This is a genomic window from Pseudomonas sediminis, assembly GCF_039555755.1.
Lineage (GTDB): Bacteria > Pseudomonadota > Gammaproteobacteria > Pseudomonadales > Pseudomonadaceae > Aquipseudomonas > Aquipseudomonas mendocina_D.
Window position 1 is genome coordinate 120,088 of record NZ_CP154631.1, and the last position, 21,134, is coordinate 141,221.

Annotated in this window: 16 protein-coding genes and 1 pseudogene; 4 read left to right on the plus strand and 13 right to left on the minus strand. The window is 61.0% G+C overall.

Annotation, left to right across the window (positions count from 1 at the left end; all coding sequences use genetic code 11):
- Nucleotides 1-2 precede the first annotated feature (2 nt).
- The 6 genes and pseudogenes from cyoB to AAEQ75_RS00625 all read right to left on the minus strand — a co-directional run.
- Nucleotides 3-1,991, minus strand: a complete 1,989-nt coding sequence (gene cyoB, locus AAEQ75_RS00600) for a cytochrome o ubiquinol oxidase subunit I (protein ID WP_343350569.1) — start codon at nt 1,989-1,991, stop codon at nt 3-5.
- Between the two features lie 2 nt (nt 1,992-1,993).
- Nucleotides 1,994-2,911 carry a ubiquinol oxidase subunit II gene (gene cyoA / locus AAEQ75_RS00605; protein WP_343350570.1) on the minus strand — a complete coding sequence of 306 codons (918 nt, stop codon included), beginning with the start codon at nt 2,909-2,911 and terminating at the stop codon, nt 1,994-1,996.
- Between the two features lie 609 nt (nt 2,912-3,520).
- Complete coding sequence (locus AAEQ75_RS00610; RefSeq protein WP_343350571.1) at nt 3,521-4,096, minus strand: DUF6436 domain-containing protein; 576 nt, start codon at nt 4,094-4,096, stop codon at nt 3,521-3,523.
- Entirely contained in the window at nt 4,093-4,356 is a 264-nt protein-coding gene (locus AAEQ75_RS00615; protein WP_179545367.1) for a hypothetical protein, read from the minus strand. The genes AAEQ75_RS00610 and AAEQ75_RS00615 overlap by 4 nt, the downstream gene beginning before the upstream one ends.
- Before the next feature lie 63 nt (nt 4,357-4,419).
- Nucleotides 4,420-8,436 (minus strand): ATP-dependent RNA helicase HrpA, encoded by a 4,017-nt coding sequence (gene hrpA, locus AAEQ75_RS00620; protein WP_343350572.1) that lies wholly within the window; start codon nt 8,434-8,436, stop codon nt 4,420-4,422.
- 181 nt (nt 8,437-8,617) lie between these two features.
- Nucleotides 8,618-8,770 (minus strand): annotated as a pseudogene (locus AAEQ75_RS00625) (IS5/IS1182 family transposase); the annotation flags it as partial.
- Between the two features lie 263 nt (nt 8,771-9,033).
- Between AAEQ75_RS00625 and AAEQ75_RS00630 the strand changes: the two are divergent.
- Nucleotides 9,034-10,392 (plus strand): DUF4041 domain-containing protein, encoded by a 1,359-nt coding sequence (locus AAEQ75_RS00630; protein WP_343350573.1) that lies wholly within the window; start codon nt 9,034-9,036, stop codon nt 10,390-10,392.
- 244 nt (nt 10,393-10,636) lie between these two features.
- Here AAEQ75_RS00630 and AAEQ75_RS00635 read toward each other — a convergent pair whose 3' ends face one another.
- Nucleotides 10,637-11,803, minus strand: a complete 1,167-nt coding sequence (locus AAEQ75_RS00635) for an MFS transporter (protein ID WP_343350574.1) — start codon at nt 11,801-11,803, stop codon at nt 10,637-10,639.
- 95 nt (nt 11,804-11,898) lie between these two features.
- Between AAEQ75_RS00635 and AAEQ75_RS00640 the strand changes: the two genes are divergently transcribed.
- Entirely contained in the window at nt 11,899-12,792 is an 894-nt protein-coding gene (locus tag AAEQ75_RS00640; RefSeq protein ID WP_343350575.1) for a LysR family transcriptional regulator, read from the plus strand.
- Nucleotides 12,793-12,804: 12 nt separating this feature from the next.
- Here the strand turns inward: AAEQ75_RS00640 and AAEQ75_RS00645 are convergent, their stop codons facing one another.
- Nucleotides 12,805-13,116 (minus strand): hypothetical protein, encoded by a 312-nt coding sequence (locus AAEQ75_RS00645; protein ID WP_256835006.1) that lies wholly within the window; start codon nt 13,114-13,116, stop codon nt 12,805-12,807.
- A complete protein-coding gene (locus tag AAEQ75_RS00650) occupies nt 13,117-13,623 on the minus strand; it encodes a MarR family winged helix-turn-helix transcriptional regulator (RefSeq protein ID WP_256835005.1) in 507 nt (168 codons plus the stop codon).
- 85 nt (nt 13,624-13,708) lie between these two features.
- Between AAEQ75_RS00650 and AAEQ75_RS00655 the strand changes: the two genes are divergently transcribed.
- Nucleotides 13,709-14,326 (plus strand): EamA family transporter, encoded by a 618-nt coding sequence (locus AAEQ75_RS00655; RefSeq protein WP_343350578.1) that lies wholly within the window; start codon nt 13,709-13,711, stop codon nt 14,324-14,326.
- A 78-nt stretch (nt 14,327-14,404) separates the two neighbouring features.
- On the opposite strand, the gene AAEQ75_RS00660 is transcribed toward AAEQ75_RS00655, so the two are convergent.
- On the minus strand, nt 14,405-15,835 hold the full coding sequence (locus AAEQ75_RS00660) for an IS1182 family transposase (RefSeq protein ID WP_077566290.1): 1,431 nt from the start codon (nt 15,833-15,835) through the stop codon (nt 14,405-14,407).
- A gap of 32 nt (nt 15,836-15,867) precedes the next feature.
- On the opposite strand from AAEQ75_RS00660, the gene AAEQ75_RS00665 reads away from it, so the two are divergent.
- A complete protein-coding gene (locus AAEQ75_RS00665; RefSeq protein ID WP_343352477.1) occupies nt 15,868-16,272 on the plus strand; it encodes an EamA family transporter in 405 nt (134 codons plus the stop codon).
- Nucleotides 16,273-16,353: 81 nt separating this feature from the next.
- Here the strand turns inward: AAEQ75_RS00665 and AAEQ75_RS00670 are convergent, their stop codons facing one another.
- The 3 genes from AAEQ75_RS00670 to fadD2 all read right to left on the minus strand — a co-directional run bounded on the left by AAEQ75_RS00670 (nt 16,354) and on the right by fadD2 (nt 20,932).
- Nucleotides 16,354-16,887 (minus strand): REP-associated tyrosine transposase, encoded by a 534-nt coding sequence (locus AAEQ75_RS00670; protein WP_256835081.1) that lies wholly within the window; start codon nt 16,885-16,887, stop codon nt 16,354-16,356.
- Nucleotides 16,888-17,163: 276 nt separating this feature from the next.
- The gene (gene fadD1 / locus AAEQ75_RS00675; protein WP_256835003.1) at nt 17,164-18,852 is read right to left on the minus strand and encodes a long-chain-fatty-acid--CoA ligase FadD1; all 1,689 of its coding nucleotides are present in this window, start codon (nt 18,850-18,852) and stop codon (nt 17,164-17,166) included.
- Nucleotides 18,853-19,243: 391 nt separating this feature from the next.
- Nucleotides 19,244-20,932, minus strand: a complete 1,689-nt coding sequence (gene fadD2, locus AAEQ75_RS00680) for a long-chain-fatty-acid--CoA ligase FadD2 (protein ID WP_256835002.1) — start codon at nt 20,930-20,932, stop codon at nt 19,244-19,246.
- Between the last annotated feature and the right edge of the window lie 202 nt (nt 20,933-21,134).

A 21,134-nucleotide genomic window follows, 5' to 3' on the forward strand; every position in this document is an offset into this window, starting at 1 on the left:
GGTTATGCCTGTACGACTGCGTTTGCTTTGGTTTGATGGTGCGCCTGCTCGATCCGCGCGATCTCTTCGGGCTGCACGTAGTAGTCGATGTCATCGTCGTAGGAACGCACGATGAAGCTGACCACGGCGCCGACCAGGCCGACGATGGCCAGCCACCAGATGTGCCAGATCATGGCGAAGCCGAAGGCCAGGACGAACGTCGAGACGACCAGGCCGTTACCGGTGTTCTTCGGCATGTGGATCGGCTCGTAGTGCTCGGGCGCGGGCATCAGCTCGACGCCGTTCTTCTTCGCCTCATAGAAGGCGTCGATCTTGTCGGCCGTCGGAATCACCGCAAAGTTGTAGAACGGTGGCGGCGAGGACGTCGCCCACTCCAGCGTGCGGCCATCCCACGGGTCGCCGGTGACGTCGCGGTTTTCCTTGCGCTTGAGGTAGCTGGTGAGGAACTGCACCACGGTGAAGATGATGCCGAAGCCGATCAGCACCGCACCGACCACGGCCACCTGCACCCACGGCACCCAGTCCGGGTTGTCGAAGTGGTTGAGGCGACGGGTCATGCCCATGAAGCCCAGCACGTACAGCGGCATGAAGGCGAAGTAGAAGCCCACCAGCCAGCACCAGAACGAGTAGCGGCCGAAGCGATCGATCAGCTTGAAACCGAAGGCCTTCGGGAACCAGTAGATGATGCCGGCCAGGTAACCGAATACCGCACCACCGATGATCACGTTATGGAAGTGCGCGATCAGGAACAGGCTGTTGTGCAGCACGAAGTCGGCAGCCGGTACCGCCATTAGCACACCGGTCATGCCGCCGATGGAGAAGGTCACCAGAAAGCCCAGGGTCATCCAGGTCATGGCGTTGAGTTGCAGGCGACCACGGAAGATGGTGAACAGCCAGGTGAAGATCTTCACCCCGGTCGGGATCGCGATGATCGCCGTCATGATGCCGAAGAAGGCATTGACGCTGGCACCGGAGCCCATGGTGAAGAAGTGGTGCAGCCACACCACGAACGACAGGATACCGATGGCCACGGTCGCCCAGACCATCGAGGCATAGCCGAACAGGGTCTTGCGCGCGAAGGTCGCCACCACTTCCGAGAACACACCGAACGCCGGCAGGATCAGGATGTACACCTCGGGGTGACCCCAGACCCAGAACAGGTTGGCGTACATCATCGGGTTGCCGCCCAGTTCATTGGTGAAGAAGTGGAAATCCAGGTAGCGGTCCAGCGACAGCATCGCCAGGGTCGCGGTCAGCGGAGGGAAGGCGCCGCAGATCAGCACGCAGGTCACCAGGATGGTCCAGGTGAAGATCGGCATCTTCATCAGGCTCATGCCCGGTGCACGCATCTTGAGGATGGTGGCGATGAAGTTGACCCCCGTCAGCGTCGTGCCCAAGCCCGATAGCTGCATGCTCCAGATGTAGTAGTCCATCCCCACGCCGGGACTGTACTGGATGCCTGACAACGGCGGATAAGCCACCCAGCCGGTCTTGGCGAACTCGCCCAGGCCCAGCGACAGGTTGATCAGCAGCGCGCCGCCGACGAACAGCCAGAAGCTCAGCGAGTTCAGGTAGGGGAAGGCCACGTCACGTGCGCCGATCTGCAGCGGCACGACGATGTTCATCAGGCCGGTGACCAGTGGCATGGCCACGAAGATCAGCATGATGATGCCGTGCGCGGTGAAGATCTGGTCGTAGTGCTCGGGCGGCAGGTAGCCCTGGCCGTCACCGTGGGCCATCGCCAGGTGGGTGCGCATCATGATGGCGTCGGCGAAGCCACGCACCAGCATGACCAGCGCGACGAGGATGTACATCACGCCGATTTTCTTGTGGTCCACCGAGGTGAGCCACTCGCTCCACAGGTAGCCCCACTTCTTGAAGTAGGTCACCGCCGCGAACAGCCCCAGACCGCCCAGCGCCACGATGGCCAGGGTGATCATGATGATTGGCTCGTGGTACGGAATCGCGTCCAGAGTTAGTTTTCCAAACATATTCACTCCTGCACCTCCGCTGCTTCGTGCATGGCCGTGCTGTGGGAATCTTTCAGGGTCACGTACTGCCCGATCACCTTGTTGAACAGGTTCGCCTCGACCTGGCCGAAGTAACGGATCGGGTAGATCGGGTAACGGTGATGGACCATCTCGCCAGGCTCGCCCACCTGCTTGAAGGCGGTGAAGTCCATGACCTCAGGCGACTGCTTGACCTTGTCGACCCACTGCGCAAACTCGTCGTCGCTGACCGAGTGAGTGGTGAAGCGCATGGCCGAGAAGCCTTCGCCGCTGAAGTTGCCGGACTGGCCGAAGAACTCACCCTGCTCATTGGCGATCAGGTTGAGCTGAGTGCGCTGGCCGCCCATGGCGTAGATCATCCCGCCGAGCTGCGGGATCGACAGCGCGTTCATCACCGTGTCGGAGGTGATGTGGAAGGTCACCGGGGTCTTCTCCGGGATCACCAGCTCATTGACCACGGCCACGCCCTGGTCCGGGTAGATGAACAGCCATTTCCAGTCGAGCGAGACGACTTCGATGTTCAGCGCCGGCTTGTCCGATTCGATCGGACGATAGGGGTCGAGCGAGTGCGAGGTTTGCCAAATGATGACCGCCAGAACGGCGACGATGATCAGGGGAACGCCCCAGACGACCAGCTCGATCTTGTGCGAATGTGCCCAGTCGGGCATGTAGGTGGCCTTCTCGTTCGACTCGCGATAACGCCAGCCAAACAGGAAGGTCATGATGATCACGGGTACCACCACGATCAGCATGAGTCCGATGGAGATCAGGATCAGATTGCCCTGCTCGACACCGATCTGCCCTTTCGAGTTGAACAGTGCCCAGTCACATCCACCGAGCGCCGAGAAGGCAATCGCCATCACCAGCCAGCGCACACAACGATGGTATTTCTCTTCTTTCATGTCACGACCTTCAACTGAGTGAGCCCCACAATCGGCTTCAGTTGCCGTGCGGCCCATCGAGTAAAAGGCCGGCAGCGAGAACTCAGAGCTTGAGCATCCGTGCAAGCGAAGCGGTAAACCGTGGGAAGCGCGGATGTTGCAGGCTATGACGGCCTCATACAATTCATTAGCGGCCTACTTATGAGCGAACTTACAGCATCTTTTCGACATGTTTAGAAACATTTACGCAAAGATTTGAAACACTTTGCAGCAAGAAGCCGGCAAAGAATCGCAGGGGTGCGACAAATGATCACAGCCCCGTTTTAGAGCTGTTTGTCAGCAAATTGACAGGAATCATTGCAAGGAAAGATGCCGTCAGCTGACCGGACGGCCAGCCTTGACATTGAGGAGATTTCGAGGTTTTCGAATTCTGGCGATAGGCGGTTGGGCCTAGCGAAAGGCTGGGCCGCAGAGCGGCAGACAGAAAGAAATCAGGGATGGTTGGCGCTGTAGCCCGGACGCAATCCGGGGCGATTGAGCGCGGCCAAAAGCATCGCGGCTGAAGCCGCTCCTACCCCTATTCCGTAGGAGCGGCTTCAGCCGCGATTGCTTTACCTGCTACCTAAGCCACTACTTCCAAGCGCAATAACACCCCACCGCCAACCCACTGGCCAGCGACACATGGCGCCCCTGGGTCAGCGCATCGAGTACCGGCTCGACGAAGCTGTTGCTGGAGTTGCACACCAGCCCTTCGCTGTAAGGGCCGGCATAGGCCAGGTTGCCGTCGCGATCCCAGATCGCCAGAGCCGGGCTGGCCGGCAGCGACTCCATGCCCTCGATACCCGGCAGAGGCTTCATCCGCCCCCGCAGAAACGGCGCGATCTCGCCTGTGCTGCCCGGCCTCTGCACGCTGTAGAACTCGACATCGGCATTGCGGTGCAGGCCGATCAGGTAGCGCAGGTGCGCGTCGGTTTCCCCGTTGCAGGGGCAATCTGGGTCCCAGAAGTGCACCACACGAATGGGGCCAGGGCCAGCCAGCTCAGGCGGCAGCTTCAACTCGCCCTGACCGAAGATCACCGTCTGCTCAGCATAGGGCCGCAAATACGCCGCGCCGCTAAGCCACCAGATCAGCACAACACTCCCCAGCGCCAACACACAGAAGCCCACCACTAGATGCTTGAAGCTCAGGCGTTGCAGCAGATTCATGGCTGATGGCCGAACTTGCGCAGGAACTGTTTTTCCATTTCCTGGCAACTCTCCTCGGTAAAGCTGCGTTCGGTGGCCTGCGCGCTCTTCCAGCAGGCCTCGATGGCCGCGCGCTCGCCGGCTTCGATCTCGCTGTCCTGCGGACGGGTCATGATGTAAATCAGCCCGGCGAAAATCAGTACGACAAAGGCCAGGCCGACCAGAAACAGGCCCAGACAGCCACGGCGCCCCAGCCCGGAATTTTCTTCACTTGCGCTCATCTTTCTCGGTTTCCGCATTCATCAGTGGGTAGCTCGCCCCAGTACCGGGGCGAGCGCCGATCATCAACCTTCAACCAGCGTCCACTGCTTGCTCAGGCGCTTGTCCGACACCGCCATCTTCGTGCCCAGTTGCTGGGCGAACAGCGACACACGGTATTCCTCCAGCATCCAGCGATACAGCGTGAGCTGCGGGTCGCGCTTGCCTTCCTGGGCATGTTTGCCGGTACGCGCCTGGTACTGCTCCCAGTAGCCAGTCAGCTCGCCGGTCCACACGCGGTCGCGCTGCACCTGCGCACCGACCTTGTCCAGGCGCTGCTCGATGGCCTTGAGGTAGCGCGGGATTTCCTTGAGCCATTCGCCCGGCGTTTCGCGCACGAAGCCGGCATAGACCAGATTGGCCAACTGCTGCTTGATGTCGTTGAGCGCCATGGCCTGGGCCAGGTCGATCTTGCCCTTGAAGCGCTTCTGCAGGCCGTGGTTGAGCTTGAGAATCTCCAGCACCAGGCGGGCGATGCGTTCGGCATGCGCCGTCCAGTCGCCGCGCTTGCGCTCGGCCAGCTGCGCCAGAGCCGCACCGTCGCGCGGCAGCATGGCTTCGCCGTCAAGGATGCAGGCATCCAGGCTGGCCAGCAGAATGTCCTCGACCAACGCCTCGACGCGGCCGATATCGCGATACAGCAAACCCAGCTCGGTCAGCCCCGGCAGCTTGCCGCGCAGGAACTTCGCCTGCTCGGCAAGCTGCTGCAGCAACAGCCGTTGCAGGGCGCGGCGGTGCTGGAAGTCGGCCTCGGCCTGGGTCGGGAAGCGCCCTTCCTTGACCACTCCAGCCTCCTCCACCAACGCCGGATAAACTGTCATGGAGAGGCCGGCGATCTTCTGCTGGGCCTTCTCGGCCACTTCGGCGAAGGCCTTGGCCTCCACCGTTTTCGGCTTGTCGCTCTGCTGTGGAATAGCCAATGCCGCCTGGCTGGCCTCGGCGAAGCGTGCGGTCAGCTCGGCCAGGTCACGGCCTTCGCCGAGGAACTTGCCACGGGCATCCACCACCTCGATGTTCATCTTCAGGTGGTTTTCCAGGCTCTCGGCGGCTTCCGCCCAGGCCTCGTCGGAGACCCGTGCGCCGGTCATGCGCAGCAGCTCCTGGCCCAGGGCGTGCGGCAACGAACCCTGGCCGAACACCAGCTTGTCCAGCGCCGCGCCGACGAAGTCCGGCACCGGCACGAAGTTCTTGCGTAGTGCCTTGGGCAGGCCGCGCACCAGGGCAATGCACTTGGCTTCCAACAGTCCCGGCACCAGCCATTCCAAACGCTCGGGCTGCAGTTGCGGCAACAGCGGCGCCGGCACGCGCAGGGTCACACCGTCACGTGGATGGTTGGGCTCGAAGTGATAGCTCAGCGGCAGTTGCAGCTCGCCGATGCGCAAGGTGTCCGGGTACTGCGCGGCGGTGACTTCCTTGGCATCGCGGGCCAGGGCGTCTTCCTCGCGCATGATGAGCAGTTGCGGGTCGGCGGCGCTGCCCTTCTTGTACCAACTCTCGAAACTGGCGGCCTGGTAGATGTCCTGCGGGATGCGCGCCTCGTAGTAGCCGAACAGGGTTTCCTCGTCGGCGAGAATGTCGCGGCGGCGCGACTTGGCCTCCAGCTCGTCGAGGCGTTCCAGTAACTGACGGTTGGCAGCCAGGCAGCGCACGCGGCTGTTGATCTCGCCACGCACCAGCCCCTCGCGAATGAACATCTCGCGCGCCACCGGCGGGTCGATGGGGCCGTAATGCACCGGGCGGCGACCGACGATGATCATGCCGTACAGGGTGACCTGCTCGTACGCCACCACCTGGCCGCGCTTCTTCTCCCAGTGCGGTTCCAGATGGTTCTTCTTCACCAGATGCGCCGCCAGCGGCTCGATCCAGTCCGGCTCGATCTTCGCCACCATGCGGGCGAACAGCTTGGTGGTTTCCACCAGCTCGGCGGCCATGATCCAGTTGGGCTTCTTGCGCCCGATCACGCTCGACGGGTGAATCCAGAAACGTCGCTGGCGCGCGCCGAGGTAGTCGCCCTCCTCGGTCTTCTGGCCGATCTGGCTGAGCAGGCCGGCGAGAATCGCCTTGTGCACGGCAGCGTAATTCTTCGCCAGCACCGCTGCCTCGCTGGCCTCGGCCTGCTGACGGGCGATGGCGTTGACGCGGGTGTCCTTGGTCGGCTGCGGCGTGTTCGCCACTTGCTCGCCCTGCGCCTCCGAGCGGTTCTGGCTGCCTTTGCCCAGCAGTTGCAGATCACGGGCGATCAGCACCAGTTGTCGGTGCGCATCGCGCCACTCGCGCAGGCGCATGTAGTTGAGGAAGTTCTTCTTGCACCACGTACGCAGCGGATTGCTGCCCAGCTCCTGGCGTTTCTCCTCGAAGCCGCGCCACAGGTTGATCAGCGCGGCGAAGTCCGAATCCACATCCTTCCACTGCGCGTGCGCCTGGTCGGCGGCCTGCTGGCGATCCATCGGTCGCTCGCGTGGGTCCTGCACCGACAGCGCGGCGGCGACGATGAGGATTTCTTCCAGGCTGCCCTGCTTGGCGCCCTCCAGCACCATGCGCCCCAGGCGCGGGTCGATGGGCAGACGCGCCAACTGGCGGCCAAGAGGCGTGAGCTGGCTTTCGCGGTTGACCGCCGACAGCTCCTGCAACAGGTTGAAGCCGTCGCTGATGGCCTTGCCGTCTGGCGGCTCGATAAAGGGGAAGTCCTCGATGCTGCCCAGGCGCAGGTGCAGCATCTGCAGAATCACCGCCGCCAGGTTGGTGCGCAGAATCTCCGGGTCGGTGAATTCAGGGCGACCGAGAAAATCCTCCTCGCTGTACAGGCGGATGCAGATGCCCGGCTCGACCCGCCCGCAACGGCCCTTGCGCTGGTTGGCGCTGGCCTGCGACACCGGCTCGATGGGCAGGCGCTGCACCTTGGCGCGGTAGCTGTAGCGGCTGATGCGCGCGGTGCCGCTGTCGATCACGTAGCGAATGCCCGGCACGGTCAGCGAGGTTTCGGCGACGTTGGTGGCCAGCACGATCTTGCGCCCGGCCATGGGCGCGAAAATCTTCTGCTGCTCAGCCGGCGTCAGCCGCGCATACAAAGGCAGCACCTCGGTAAAACGCAGGTTGGCCTTGCGCAGCACCTCGGCAGCCTCACGAATCTCGCGCTCGCCGGGCAGGAACACCAGCACATCGCCAGGGCGCTTGCCCACGCTGCGCTCGTGCTCGGCGATCTCGTCCAGCGCGGCGAGAATGCCCTGGTCGATGGACAGGTCATCGAGCAAACGCTCGCCCTCTTCGTCCACCTCAGCCGCCAGCGGGCGATACCAGGTTTCCACCGGGTAGGTGCGACCGGACACCTCGATGATCGGCGCATCATTGAAATGTTTGCTGAACCGCTCCAGATCGATGGTCGCCGAGGTGATGATCAGCTTCAGATCCGGGCGACGCGGCAGCAGGGTCTTCAGGTAGCCGAGCAGGAAGTCGATGTTGAGGCTACGTTCGTGCGCCTCGTCGACGATGATGGTGTCGTACTTTTCCAGAAAGCGGTCGTGCTGGGTTTCGGCGAGCAGGATGCCATCGGTCATCAGCTTGATCAGCGTGCTGTCCTTGCTCTGATCCTCGAAACGCACCTGATAACCAACCAGCTCGCCCAGCGGCGTGCCGATCTCCTCGGCCACCCGTGTCGCCACACTGCGCGCCGCCAGACGGCGCGGCTGGGTGTGGCCAATCAGCCCATGCACGCCCCTGCCGATTTCCAGGCAGATCTTCGGCAACTGCGTGGTCTTGCCCGAACCGGTCTCACCGGCGATCACCACCACCTGGCTCTTCTCCAGCGCGGCCTTGATCTCGTCGCGCTTGGCGGCAATCGGCAGCGCATCGTCGTAGCGCATCGCCGGGATGCTGCTGCGCCGCGCCGCCACCTTGTCGCTGGACGCCTGAAAACGCTCCAGCCACTGCGCCAGCTTGGCCTCGTCGGGATGCTTCTGCAACTCATGCAACTGCCGGCGCAAACGATGGCGCTCGGCGATCATGATGTGGTCGAGGTTGTTCTGCAGCGTGGCGAGGTCAGTCATCTGGATCGAGGCAATCAGGATAAAGGCGAGATTGTCGCAGATTACGGCTTATGGGCACCTCTAAAAACCCGATTCTGACCTCAACACAAGGCGTGAAGAAGTGCCCAGCACAAAGAATATGCGGCCAGTACCTATCGCAACACGGGTAATGCAGGCCGGAGACACCGGCCTGTTGTCATTTTCACGCCATCTCCAGCAGGCTCGACATCCTTTTCAGGTTGTACACCGCTGATTTGATCGTCAAACCAAACTGCGCGCGTGCCAATCCGATGCTGCGGATCGTCTTGCCGCCCATCTGCGCCAGACTGGCAAATATGTGTTCAACCCGAGCCCGTGGGCTACTTCCGCTTCTGCCCGGTAGTTGTCCCTCAATCCCACCGCCAACTGTTTCGGTTTGCAAGCGACCTGTACTGGCTAATCGAGCCCATGCAGCACACAGTGCACCACACCCCAATCCTCCAGAATCTCATTATCACCCTGCACAATAGGCAAATAGTCGCGTCTTGAGCGACAAATACAGTTCGGTTGGGCTATAAAAACTCCTAGGTTGGCGTCCAGAGCCAAGCAACCATTTGATCTATATGAGGAAGGAACCGCATGGCCCTGAGTGACTATTGGAAGGGACCTGAACACCGTCGGCGAGCCGATGATCTCGACCTGCAACTGTCTGACCTTCAGGCGCGCTATCAGCAGCTACAGGCACTCACCAGGCAGATCGGCGCCATGGAAGCGGTAGAGATCCAGAATCTGATCGCTCAGGAGAAAAGAAAGCTGGCGGCCGTGCACCAAGAGGTTCAGCGCGCTGAGCAGAATGCAGCAGCGCTCGCGCAACGCTCTTCTGATTTGCAGAGGGAGATCCTCGTCTGGGAAGAGACACTGCTTCTTGAAAGCTTTGCGCTCTATGAACCCAAGTTCAAGTTGAACTCCAGCCATGAGTACAAAGCCCGACTGGTCAAGGTCCGCGAGCTGCAGAAAACCTTAATCAAAAGTGGAACGGCCGCGAGTGGAAACACCAACTGGGAGGTAAATGGGAGCAAGGTAGAGGGCCGGAAACTGGTCAACGATATGATCAAGTTGGTGCTCCGATCATTCAACAACGAAGCTGACTACTGCGTCGACAACGTAAAGTTCGACAACGTAGAGCTGGGCGAAAAGCGCATTCTCAAGTCTTTCGAAACCTGCAACCGTCTCGGCAGGGTGATGTCCGTCGAGCTATCGCGGAAGTACCTGAGCCTCAAGATTGACGAACTGCACCTTGCCCATGAGTTCCAGATCAAGAAGCAGGAGGAAAAGGAAGAAGCCAAGCGCGCCCGAGAAGAACTACGGGAGCAGCAGAAGCTAGAGCAGGAAATTCGCGCCGCTCGGGAGAAGATCGCTAAGGAGCGCAAACACTTCGCGACTGCAATGCGCGAACTACAGGCTCGCCTAGACAAGGCACAGTCGGAGGAGGAACGCGCCCCGCTTGTGACAAAGTTGGCAGAGATTGAAGCGGGCCGTGTTGCGCTGGAGAGCGAAGAGAGACTTATCGACTATCGCGAACAGAACGCCAAAGCTGGCTATGTTTATGTGATCTCCAACCTCGGGGCATTCGGGGAAGGGATATATAAGATCGGTATGACCCGCCGCCTCGAGCCAATGGATCGCGTCGATGAGTTGGGTGATGCGTCGGTGCCGTTCTGGTTTGACGTGCATGCGATGGTCTTCTCGGATAACGCCCCAGCATTGGAAGCGAAGCTGCATGAACGCTTTGCGGCCGGTCGGTTAAACAAGGTCAACGGGCGCAAGGAGTTCTTCCGCGCCGACATTGCTGAAATAGAGGCAGTCATTCGAGAAAACTACGATGCTGCTGTCGAGGTCACCCACGAAGCTCCAGCAGAGCAGTATCGAGAAAGCCTACGGATGGAATTACCCAAGGCTGCGGTTCAGCAATTCGAGCGAGTTGCAGCACAGAGATGAATCCCACCGGTTTCGTACATACCTTCAAGCCTCAAATGGACGTCCTCTAAGCCACGACATGACCGGCCGCTCCCGGCCGATAGCAGCTGCTCCACACCGCATCAACGCAAAAAGGGGACAGATTTATTTAATCCAATGAACGCCTTCAACCGCATGGGTGTCAGCTTTCGCTTGGCCCTGCTGCGAAGGCGTAAACCAGAAAGGGGTGGAGCCGTTCAATCCGCCCCTTCCCAGTTGTTCCCTCTCAGGCCACCGCAGCCGCCACCGCCCTGGAACGCCAGGCAAACCCCAGCACCATCAGCAGCCCCAGCCCGGCCATCGCTGCACCGGCCAGTGAAATCGCCGGGTAGCCCAACCCCGACTTGATCACCGCTCCGCCCAGTGCTGCGCCGATGGCGTTACCAAGGTTGAAGGCGCCGATATTCACAGCCGAGGCCAGGTTGGGTGCGGCCTTGGCTGCCTCCATCACGCGCATCTGCAGCGGCGGCACGATGGCGAAGCTGGCGATGCCCCAGATCAGGATGGCCACGGCTGCCGGCAGCGGCCAACGCATCAGCACGGTGAAGGCCAGCAAGACCAGGATCAGCGCACTCAGCGAGACGATCAGGGTGCGGTCGACGGAGCGATCCGCCGCCTTGCCACCCCACACGTTGCCCAGCGTCAGGCCGATGCCGTACAGCACCAGCATGGCGGTGATGAAGGCGGTGGACGCCTGGGTCTCGCTGCTGAGGATCGGTGCGATATAGGTGAACACGGTGAACATCGCGCTGGAGCCGATTACGGTCAGCGCCAGTGCCGCCAGCACCGGGCCACGACCCAGCACGCGGATTTCCGCCAGCACGCCGTCGCTCTTCGGCAGCGGCACGTTGGGCAGCGCGAACCATAGCGAGACCATCGCCAGCACGCCGAGCCCGGTGATGCCCCAGAACGCCGTGCGCCAGCCAAACACTTCACCGAACCAGGTCGCCAGCGGTACACCACCGATAGTCGCCAATGTCAGGCCCATGAACATCGCTGCCACCGCCCCTGCGCGCTTGTCTGGCGCGACCACACTGGCGGCAACGATGGAGCCGACGCCAAAGAAGGCACCGTGGTTCAGCGACGTCACCACGCGGGCGATCAGCAGGCTGTAGTAGTCAGTCGCCAGGGCCGACATCAGGTTGCCCAAGGTGAAGATGGCCATCAGGCCGATCAGCAGGTAGCGTCGGGGAATCTTGCCGGTGGTCAGGGTCATCAGTGGCGCGCCAAGCAGCACGCCCAGCGCATAGGCGCTGACCAGCAGGCCGGCAGCGGGAATGGAAACGCCGAGATCGCTGGCGATGCCCGGCAACATGCCCATGGGGGCGAACTCGGTAACGCCGATGCCGAAGGCACCGATGGCGAGTGCAACGAGTGGTGGATTGATACGCATGGAAAGGCTCCTCATCTATGCCGCGAATGCTACGATCCAGCCTTTACCGGCGGTAGATGGTATTTCTGGCAAACACCTTTGCTTACGGAGCACAAATGGACATAGGCGGCCGATCAGGTGACATGGTGGTGTTCGCCACCGTGGCGGAGGAAGGCAGCCTGTCGGCCGCTGCACGCGCACTGGGGCTGACACCTTCGGCAGTCAGCCGCATCATCGCGCGCACCGAGCAACGCCTCGGCACGCGTCTACTTCTGCGCACCACCCGCGCGATCACCTTTACCGCCGAGGGCGAGGCGTATCTGCGCGGCGCCAGGCGCATCCTTGCCGATATGGCGGAGGTCGAAGAAGCCATTGCCGATCAGGGCGTGCCACGGGGGCGCGTGCGCGTCAGCGCTGCGCTCGGCCATGGGCGGATGACCATCGTGCCGCTGGTGGCGGCGTTCAGCGCGCGTTACCCGAACATCACCGTTGACCTAAGCCTGGGCGACGAGGTGGTCGATATTCTTGGCGGCCAGGCTGACGTGGCCGTGCGCTTCGGCCATCTGCCGGACAGCCCGTTGACCGCCCGCAAGGTCGGCGAAACCGGCCAGGTGGTGGTGGCCTCCCCCGATTACCTGCAACGCCATGGCACGCCGCAGCAGCCGGAAGACCTGCTGCAGCACAACTGCCTGCGCTTTAATTTCCGCCGCGCCGAACCCAACTGGCCTTTTACCCGCGACGGCCAGGCATTCTCCCTGAAGGTTTGCGGCAACATCGAATGCAGCAGCGGCGAGGCGCTGGCGCAGTTCGCCCGGGTCGGCGCCGGCATCGCACGCATCGGCGAGTTCAGCGTGACCGAGGACCTGCAGCGCGGTGATCTGGTGCCGCTGCTGCAAACCTTCAATCCCGGTGATCGGGAGCCGATTCATGCGGTGTTCGTGGGCGGCTCGGCGATGCCGGCGCGGGTGCGGGTGTTCGTGGATTTCCTGGTGGAACATCATCGGATGTGAGCAGCGGCGGGGTCAACACTGATCCCAGATTTCGATGCCTAGCTCAGCATCGGGCGGACATGCATTAATCCGCTCTTGAAGCACTTCGGGCGTGAAGTAAAGCGCCGGGGACATTCTTCGGTTTGCCGGCAGCCTCGGCAGTATGTCGCTGGCCGAGCCCCTGTACAGGCTGGGGAAGTTGTCAGAGCGGGTCTGCGTGAGCTTCCCGGCTTCGGCCAGTTCATCGACCCACCGCGGCCACCCAGCCTCCCAGAGCGCCAGGGTGTTTTCCCCTCGAACCGACTCAACGTCGGGGTGCATATAGATCCGCATCTGATAGCTCATTCAGCGTACTCCCTCGCGCTCAACCAACCCCACCAACAACTTGCCATGCAATTCATGCAACGTGCGCTGCTCGTCAGCGGTCAATCCTGAAAGCACGCGCTGCAGGTTGGCCACATGGCCTTCGAGCATGCCGTCGATCAGTTCGAACCCAGCCGGCGTCAACGCCACCAGCACACCACGGCGGTCACTGGGGTGTTTGCGCCGTTCGATCAGCCCGGCCTTTTCCAGGCGGTCGATACGACTGGTCATGCCGCCCGAGGAAATCATCGCACTCTCGTACAACGCTGTCGGCATCAACGCGTAGGGCTCACCCGAGCGACGCAGAGTAGCGAGCAAGTCGAACTCACCGGCCTGCAGCCCATGTTCGGCGAAGAACGGCAGCAGGTGATCGCGGCTGATCACCTGGTTCAGCTCAGCCAGACGGCCAATCACCGCCATGGAAAAACCATCCAGATCCGGGCGCTGTCGAAGCCATTGCTCGGCAGCCAATTGTGCGCGGTCTTGCATATCGCCCTCGCCTTATCTTGATATCAAGATACTTTTTAAAAAGAATGTTTGCATCGTAACGCATCCATCCTCAGGAGACAGCTGCATGCCCGGCTCCCAATTTCGTCCCGTTCTCGCCTTGTCACTATTGCTGACCATCGGCGCTCTGACGGGACTGACCAGCATCCTGGTGAAACTGGCCGGCAACGTTGGCTGGCCAGCCATGGCCTACCTGCTCTGGAGCTTGCTGGGCGGCGGCTTGCTGCTGTTGCTGTTCACCTGGATACGCGGCGAGAGCCCCGGCATCAGCCCAGGGTTGCTGGGTTACTACCTGGCCTCGGGGCTGCTCAGCATCGCGGTGCCGAATGGTTTGCTGTTCAGCTCCATCGGCCATGTCGGCGCCGGCTTCGCCTCGATGTGCCTGGCCTTCCCACCGCTGATCACCTACCTGCTGGCCCTGGCCCTGCGCATGGAGGGGTTGAGCCGCATTCGTCTGCTGGGCATCTGCATCGGTCTGGCCGGCAGCCTGCTTTTGGCACTGGGCAAGCTCAACGCCGGTGACAGCCCCCTGCTGTGGGTACTGGCGGCGCTCTGCGTGCCGGTGTTTCTGGCGCTCGGCAACATCTACCGTGCCCGCTACTGGCCCAGAGTGTGTAAAAACACTTTCGCATCTTGGGTGCCTCAGCCCAGTGTTCCTGGGCGAGGCGGTTTCCCAAGCAAATAGCCGCGATCAGCGCCAATAGCGCGTCAGAGCGTTTATGAAGCGCTTTGGCACCTCTTGGAGCAGCAAAAGCTGAGGCTTTTACGCCGTCATCGCCTTCAACAGGCCTTCGGTGCCGATGATTTTCATCACCCGTTTCAAGTTGTAGGCGAGCACATTCAAGCTCATCTCCGCACTCACCCCGTTCAGCTTTCGGGTCAGGAAGTGCGTTGCGCCCATCCATTGCTTGAGCGTACCGAAGGGATGCTCAACAGTCCGTTTTCGAACCCGCATCATCTCTGGTGCTTGGTTCAACCGGCGCTGCATTTCCTCCAGCACTGCTTCATGCTCCCAGCGCCTTACTCGACGATTTGTGCTTGGTGTGCACTGGGTTTTCAGCGCACAACTCTGGCACTTAGAACTCCAGTAACAGTGCATATTCATGCCTTTCTCAACGCTGGAGAATCGCCAGATCAGTGCCTCTCCCGCCGGGCAGGTGTATTCGTTTTTCGTCGGGTCATACACGAAGGCATCTTTATTGAATCGGCCATCAGCCTTGGCGCTTGAAGTCATTGGCTTAGGCACGTAGGCCGTGATGTTTGCGTCGTGACAGGCAAGGATCTCTTCACCCTTGAAGTAGCCTCGGTCAGCCACCACGGACAGCGTTTCTGCGCCGATGGCTTCACGAGCCTGCTTCGCCATTGAACTGAGTTGGTCGCGGTCTGAACCGCTGTTGGTGACCTCGTGAGCAACGATCAGGTGGTGCTGCGTATCGACAGCCGTCTGCACGTTGTAGCCGACGATACCGCTGCCGCGCGTCATCATCGAACGGGCATCCGGGTCGGTCAGCGAAACCTGTTTATCAGGGGAATCGTTGAGCTGAGTTTCGATCCCTTGAAGCTCTTTCATATGCGCTTTTAGCTTGGCAATCTTATCTTCCAGGCTGGCAGTGTCTGGCGCGGAGGCGCTAGGAATCTGTCGATCAGCCGCATCGAGCACAGCCAAATAACGGCTGATGCTCGCCTCGATTTCTTCCATACGCCGCTTCAGTTTGGCGCTGGTGAAATTGCGGTCACGGTTGTTCACTGCCTTGAATTTGCTGCCGTCGATGGCAACCAAGTTTTCGCCAAACAACCCCAACTGCTGGCAGAGCAAAACGAACTGGCGGCAGACGCCGCGAATGGCCTTGCTGTTATCTTTTCGGAAGTTGGCGATGGTCTTGAAATCGGGCATCAATCGCCCGGTTAACCACATGAGTTCGACGTTGCGCTGAGCTTCTCGCTCAAGACGCCGGCTCGATTGAATGCGGTTTAGATAGCCGTAGATATAGATCTTCAGCAGGATCGAAGGGTGGTAAGCCGGTCTTCCGGTTTCGGCTGGAATGACGCCATCAAAACCTAGCGTGGCTAGGTCGAGTTCATCGACGAAAACGTCAACCACCCGAACCGGATTGGTATCGCTGACGTAGTCGTCGAGGCTTTCGGGAAGTAAGGTGCTTTGACCTCGGTGTTCACCCTGGATAAACCGTTTCATGGGCGTCCCATACGCTGAGATTCTCGGAAATCATAGCAAGGGTTTACCGGTGCGTTTTTACACACTCTGGGCCGCAAGGCGCCAGCCCGCTGTCCCTGGCACCCGGCATGCTGCTCGGCGGCGCACTGCTGCTGGTGCCGCTGGGCCTATTCGGCATCGACCTCGCACCGCGTTTGCAAGGTACTGCGGCCGTGGGCCTGCTGGTCTTGCAAATGCTGCTGTTCGCGGCGGTCTATGCGCTGTTCTTCGTCCTGCAGAACCTGGCCGGCACAGTGTTTCTCAGCCAGATCGGCTCGGTGGCGGCGATCACCGGCGCCGCCATCGCCATCGGCCTGCTCGGCGAACAGGGCAGCCTGTCGATGCTGCTGGCGGCGCTGTGCATCGTCGGCGGCGTGCTGCTGGTGGCCTGGCGTGGCGCGAAGGAGGCACAAGCATGAAGCGCCAGCGCGTAGGGCGGATCGGGACGCCGACCGCTCGTAGCGGAGCGAATAGTCCGCCGATCAGCGCCCTCGCACGCATCAATCGTCATAAAGCCCTTCCTCCGTCTCCGGGCCTCCCGCCCAGTCCAGGGGATAGCGTCCACTCTCAACGTCTCGGTGAAAAGTGGAATAGGGCCAGTCACTTACCCGCTGCACCAAGCCATGCTTGAGCGGGTTGATGTGGATGTAATCGAGATGGCGGCAGAAATCCTCATCGTCACGAATCAGGTGCTCCCAGTAACGACGCTGCCAGATGCCGCGCTCACGGCGGCGTAGCAGAATCTTCGAGCGCCATTCCTCAGCCGGCACATCACGGGAAAAGATCATCTTGATCAGGCGCCAGCGCAGTGCGAAATCAGCCTCGCCCTGCGGAAGCTCGATCAGGCAGTGGAGATGGTCGGGCAATACCACCCAGCCATGGATCTGGAACGGGTGGCTGCGCCGGACGATACGCACGGCCTCGCGCAAGACGCCGATATTGCGGACAAGCAGATCGTTACCATGGCGAACACGCAGGGCGTGCGTGAAGAAGTAGGTGCTACCCGGACACCAGACGCGGCGGTAGTTGGGTATGAGACGTCGTCCTTGACGGTCTTGATGAGCAAGAATCTAGACGACAGGTTGCCTAAATACCTCAACCTTTAACGGCGTACTGCTTCGCGACGACTGCATGGATGCAGGAGGTAGAGCGACGCAGGAAGCCAAAGCCGAGTAGGCCCTACGGTCCAGCGCGTAGGGCGGACTCAGGAGCGAAGCGAACAGTCCGCCGGGCCACTCGGCGCACCCCACAGGCAGGTGACGCAATGAAGAACGCCACCCGAAGGTGGCGTTTTCATCAGCAAGCTCGAATCACTTCTTGCCCAGCTTCTTCAGCTCTTCGTCGCGCAGCTCGCGGCGCAGGATCTTACCGACGTTAGTGGTCGGCAGCACGTCGCGGAACTCGACAGCCTTGGGCACCTTGTAGCCGGTGAGGTTGGCGCGCATGTGCTCCATCACCTGCTCCTTGGTCACGCTCTCGCCCGGTTTGACCACCACGAACACCTTGATCGCCTCGCCGGATTTCTCGTCCGGCACACCGATGGCCGCGCATTGCAGCACGCCTGGCAGGGTGGCGAGCACGTCTTCCAGTTCGTTCGGGTAGACGTTGAAGCCGGACACTAGAATCATGTCCTTCTTGCGGTCGACGATGCGCAGGTAGCCATCTTCCTGGATCAGGCCGATATCGCCGGTCTTCAGCCAACCGTCGGCGTCGAGGATTTCATCGGTGGCTTCCTGGCGCTGCCAGTAGCCCTTCATCACTTGCGGGCCCTTCACGCACAGCTCGCCGATCTCGCCGATGGCCAGCTCCTGACCCTCGTCATTGATGATCTTGCACAGGGTCGAAGGCACCGGAATGCCGATGGTGCCGAGCTGGATGGCGCTGAACGGGTTGACCGTAGCCACCGGGCTGGTTTCGGTCATGCCGAAGCCTTCGCAAATGGCGCAACCGGTGACTTCCTTCCAGCGCTCGGCCGTGGCCAGCTGCAGGGCCATGCCGCCGGAGACGGTGAGCTTCAGGCTGGAGAAGTCCAGCTTGCGAAAGTCCTCGTTGTTGCACAGGGCAACGAACAGGGTATTGAGGCCGACGAAGCCGGTGAAGCGGTACTTGGCCAGGTCCTTGATCACCGACGGCAGGTCGCGCGGGTTGGTCAGCAGGATGTTGTGGCCGCCGATCAGCATCATCGCCATGCAGTGAAAGGTGAAGGCGTAGATGTGATAGAGCGGCAGCGGCGCGATCAGCACCTCGCAACCTTCATTGAGGTTGGCGCCCATCAGCTCCTTGACCTGCAGCATGTTGGCCACCAGGTTGCGATGGGTGAGCATGGCGCCCTTGGCAACGCCAGTGGTGCCGCCGGTGTACTGCAGCACGGCGATGTCGTCGTTGCTCGGGTTGGCTTCGCTGAAGCCCTGGCCGCGGCCCTTGGCCAGGGCGTCGTTGAGCTTGACGGCCTGCGGCAGGTTGTAGGCCGGCACCATCTTCTTCACATGCTTGATCACGAAGTTGACCAGCAGACGCTTGAAGGTCGGCAGCATGTCGCCAACTTCGGTGACGATCACGGTCTTGACGCCGGTCTTGGGTACGACCTGCTCGGCCAGGTGGGCCATATTGGCCAGGCAGATCAGCGCCTTGGCGCCGGAGTCGTTGAACTGGTGCTCCATTTCCCGCGCTGTATACAGCGGGTTGGTGTTGACCACCACCAGGCCGGCGCGCATGGCACCGAAGACCACGATGGGGTATTGCAACACGTTGGGCAGTTGCACGGCGATGCGGTCGCCGGGCTTGAGATCGGTGTGCTTTTGCAGGTAGGCGGCGAAGTCCCCGGAGAGTTTGTACATCTCGCCGTAGGTGAGCGTCTTGCCCAGGTTGCTGAAAGCAGGCTTGTCGGCGAAGCGTTGGCAGGACTCTTTCAGTACCGCAAGGATGTTCGGGTACTGGTCGGGATTGATTTCGGCAGCAACCCCAACGGGATACTTGTCCTTCCAGAAGTTTTCGGTCATGGAAGCCCACTCCTAAGCAACAGCTGATCTTCACCGCGCGAAGGCGGTTGTTTGTTGTGTGTATAGCTCGCTTTCCCGCTGACCCCAGGGCCCGGAAGCGCGCCGAGAGTAGCAGCTTTGCCAGAGGCCCACCAGCACCAAGCACGGCCCACGCAGTCGCAAAAGTGACCAAAAAAGACCAAAAAGTCACGACCTGTATTTTCCGCCGATAATCCGCGAAAAGCCTCTAGCTCGCATATTGCAGCGTTTGGAGCCTAGCGCGTAAGTGTGACCGATGCAGTGCGGTAGCGCATGCAACAGGCTTTGGCGGTTACGAAATCACAACAATTGGACTGCCGATGGCAGCGGGAGGCGGGAAGCCCCTTCTCTACCGCGAGAAGGGGCTCTGGAGTCAGGCGATGTCGCGCAGCTCGCGACGCAGGATCTTGCCAACCGGGGTCATCGGCAGCGAGTCCTTGAACACGATGTGCTTGGGCACCTTGTAGCCGGTGAAGTTTTCCTTGCAGTAGGCCTTGAGCTCTTCCGCGGTGACACCGCCGTCACGCGGCACTACGAACAGTTTGACCGCCTCCCCGGACTTCTCGTCAGGCACACCGATGGCCGCGCAGCTGGCGACTTTCGGATGCGCCATGACCACATCTTCGATCTCGTTGGGATACACGTTGAAACCCGAGACGATGATCATGTCCTTCTTGCGGTCGACGATGCGCACGAAACCGTCCAGGTCGATCACGGCAATGTCGCCGGTCTTGAACCAGCCTTCGGCATCGAGCACTTCGGCGGTGGCTTCTTCACGCTGCCAGTAACCCTTCATCACCTGCGGCCCCTTGATGCACAGCTCGCCGCGCTCACCCGTCGGCAGTTCGTTGCCGTCGTCGTCGATGACCTTGAACGCCGTGCCCGGCACCGGAATGCCGACGGTACCCAGACGCGCCTTGTCACCGTAGGGGTTGGTACTGGCCACCGGCGAGGTTTCGGTCAGGCCATAGCCTTCGACCACGGTGCAACCGGTCATCTGCTGCCAGCGCTCGGCGGTAGCTTTGACCAACGCGGTACCACCGGAGTTGGTGACCTTGAGGTTGGAGAAGTCGAGGTTCTTGAACTCGGGGTTATCCATTAGCGCGACGAACAGGGTGTTCAGACCCAGCAGCGCGGAGAACTTCCACTTGCCCAACTCCTTGACGAAGCCGGGGATGTCGCGCGGGTTGGTGATAAGTACGTTGTGGTTACCGTTGACCATCATGCACATGCAGTTCGCGGTGAATGCATAGATGTGGTACAGCGGCAGCGGCGCGATCATGATCTCCTGACCCTGCTTCATCAGCGGCGTGCCGTCCGGGCCGAGCTGCGACAGGCAGGCATCGACCTGCAGCATGTTGGCCACCAGGTTGCCGTGAGTGAGCATCGCGCCCTTGGCTACGCCGGTGGTGCCGCCGGTGTACTGCAGCACGGCGATGTCGTCGTGGCTGGCCTTGACCGGCGCCAGCGCCTGGCCATGACCCTGCTTGAGCACCTGCTTGAAGGCAATGGCCTGGGGCAGATGGTAGTCCGGCACCATCTTCTTGACCTTCTTCACCACGGTGTTGACCAGCCAACCCTTGAGGCTCGGCAGCAGGTCGCCCATCTTGGCTTCGATCAGGTAGTCGATCTCGGTATCCGGCAGCACCTCCTGCACCAGTTTGCCGAACATGTTCAGGTACACCAGCGCACGCACACCGGCGTCCTTGAACTGGTGGCGCATCTCACGCGCGGTATACAGCGGGTTGGTGTTGACCACGATCAGCCCGGCGCGCATGGCGCCGAATACCGCAATCGGATACTGCAGCACGTTGGGCATCTGCACCGCGATACGATCGCCCGGCTTGAGGTCAGTGTGCTTTTGCAGGTAGGCGGCGAAGGTCGCGGAGAGGCGATCCAGCTCGGCATAGGTCAGCGTAACGCCGAGATTGCTGAAGGCCGGACGGTCGGCAAAGCGCTTGCACGAGCGTTCGAATACTTCGATCACCGACTTGTAGCTGGACAGGTCGATATCGTTGGGCACGCCAGGGGCGCGTTTGTCGTTCCAGAAATCAGGTTGCATTGTTCTTGTCCTCTTCCCCTGAAGTGATCTGACTGCCCGGAAAGTAGCAGCTTAGGGCCGAGCCGCAAATAGCTCGAAGGCGTCATTGATGGGCTGAATTTCGCAATAAATGCAGTGATTCGTAACCGATCTTTACCGCTGCGAAGAAAACCGGGGAGCTATGCCTGTTGATGACCAAGGTGCACAATGCCGCCAACTTCCG

Excerpts from the sequence above, each read along its gene's own strand:
- cyoB (WP_343350569.1), bottom strand. The coding sequence starts at position 1,991 with ATGTTTGGAAAACTAACTCTGGACGCGATTCCGTACCACGAGCCAATC.
- AAEQ75_RS00610 (WP_343350571.1), bottom strand. The coding sequence starts at position 4,096 with ATGAATCTGCTGCAACGCCTGAGCTTCAAGCATCTAGTGGTGGGCTTC.
- AAEQ75_RS00635 (WP_343350574.1), bottom strand. The coding sequence starts at position 11,803 with ATGCGTATCAATCCACCACTCGTTGCACTCGCCATCGGTGCCTTCGGC.
- AAEQ75_RS00660 (WP_077566290.1), bottom strand. The coding sequence starts at position 15,835 with ATGAAACGGTTTATCCAGGGTGAACACCGAGGTCAAAGCACCTTACTT.
- cyoA (WP_343350570.1), bottom strand. The coding sequence starts at position 2,911 with ATGAAAGAAGAGAAATACCATCGTTGTGTGCGCTGGCTGGTGATGGCG.
- AAEQ75_RS00650 (WP_256835005.1), bottom strand. The coding sequence starts at position 13,623 with ATGCAAGACCGCGCACAATTGGCTGCCGAGCAATGGCTTCGACAGCGC.
- AAEQ75_RS00645 (WP_256835006.1), bottom strand. The coding sequence starts at position 13,116 with ATGAGCTATCAGATGCGGATCTATATGCACCCCGACGTTGAGTCGGTT.
- hrpA (WP_343350572.1), bottom strand. The coding sequence starts at position 8,436 with ATGACTGACCTCGCCACGCTGCAGAACAACCTCGACCACATCATGATC.
- AAEQ75_RS00655 (WP_343350578.1), top strand. The coding sequence starts at position 13,709 with ATGCCCGGCTCCCAATTTCGTCCCGTTCTCGCCTTGTCACTATTGCTG.
- AAEQ75_RS00630 (WP_343350573.1), top strand. The coding sequence starts at position 9,034 with ATGGCCCTGAGTGACTATTGGAAGGGACCTGAACACCGTCGGCGAGCC.
- AAEQ75_RS00615 (WP_179545367.1), bottom strand. The coding sequence starts at position 4,356 with ATGAGCGCAAGTGAAGAAAATTCCGGGCTGGGGCGCCGTGGCTGTCTG.
- fadD2 (WP_256835002.1), bottom strand. The coding sequence starts at position 20,932 with ATGCAACCTGATTTCTGGAACGACAAACGCGCCCCTGGCGTGCCCAAC.
- fadD1 (WP_256835003.1), bottom strand. The coding sequence starts at position 18,852 with ATGACCGAAAACTTCTGGAAGGACAAGTATCCCGTTGGGGTTGCTGCC.
- AAEQ75_RS00640 (WP_343350575.1), top strand. The coding sequence starts at position 11,899 with ATGGACATAGGCGGCCGATCAGGTGACATGGTGGTGTTCGCCACCGTG.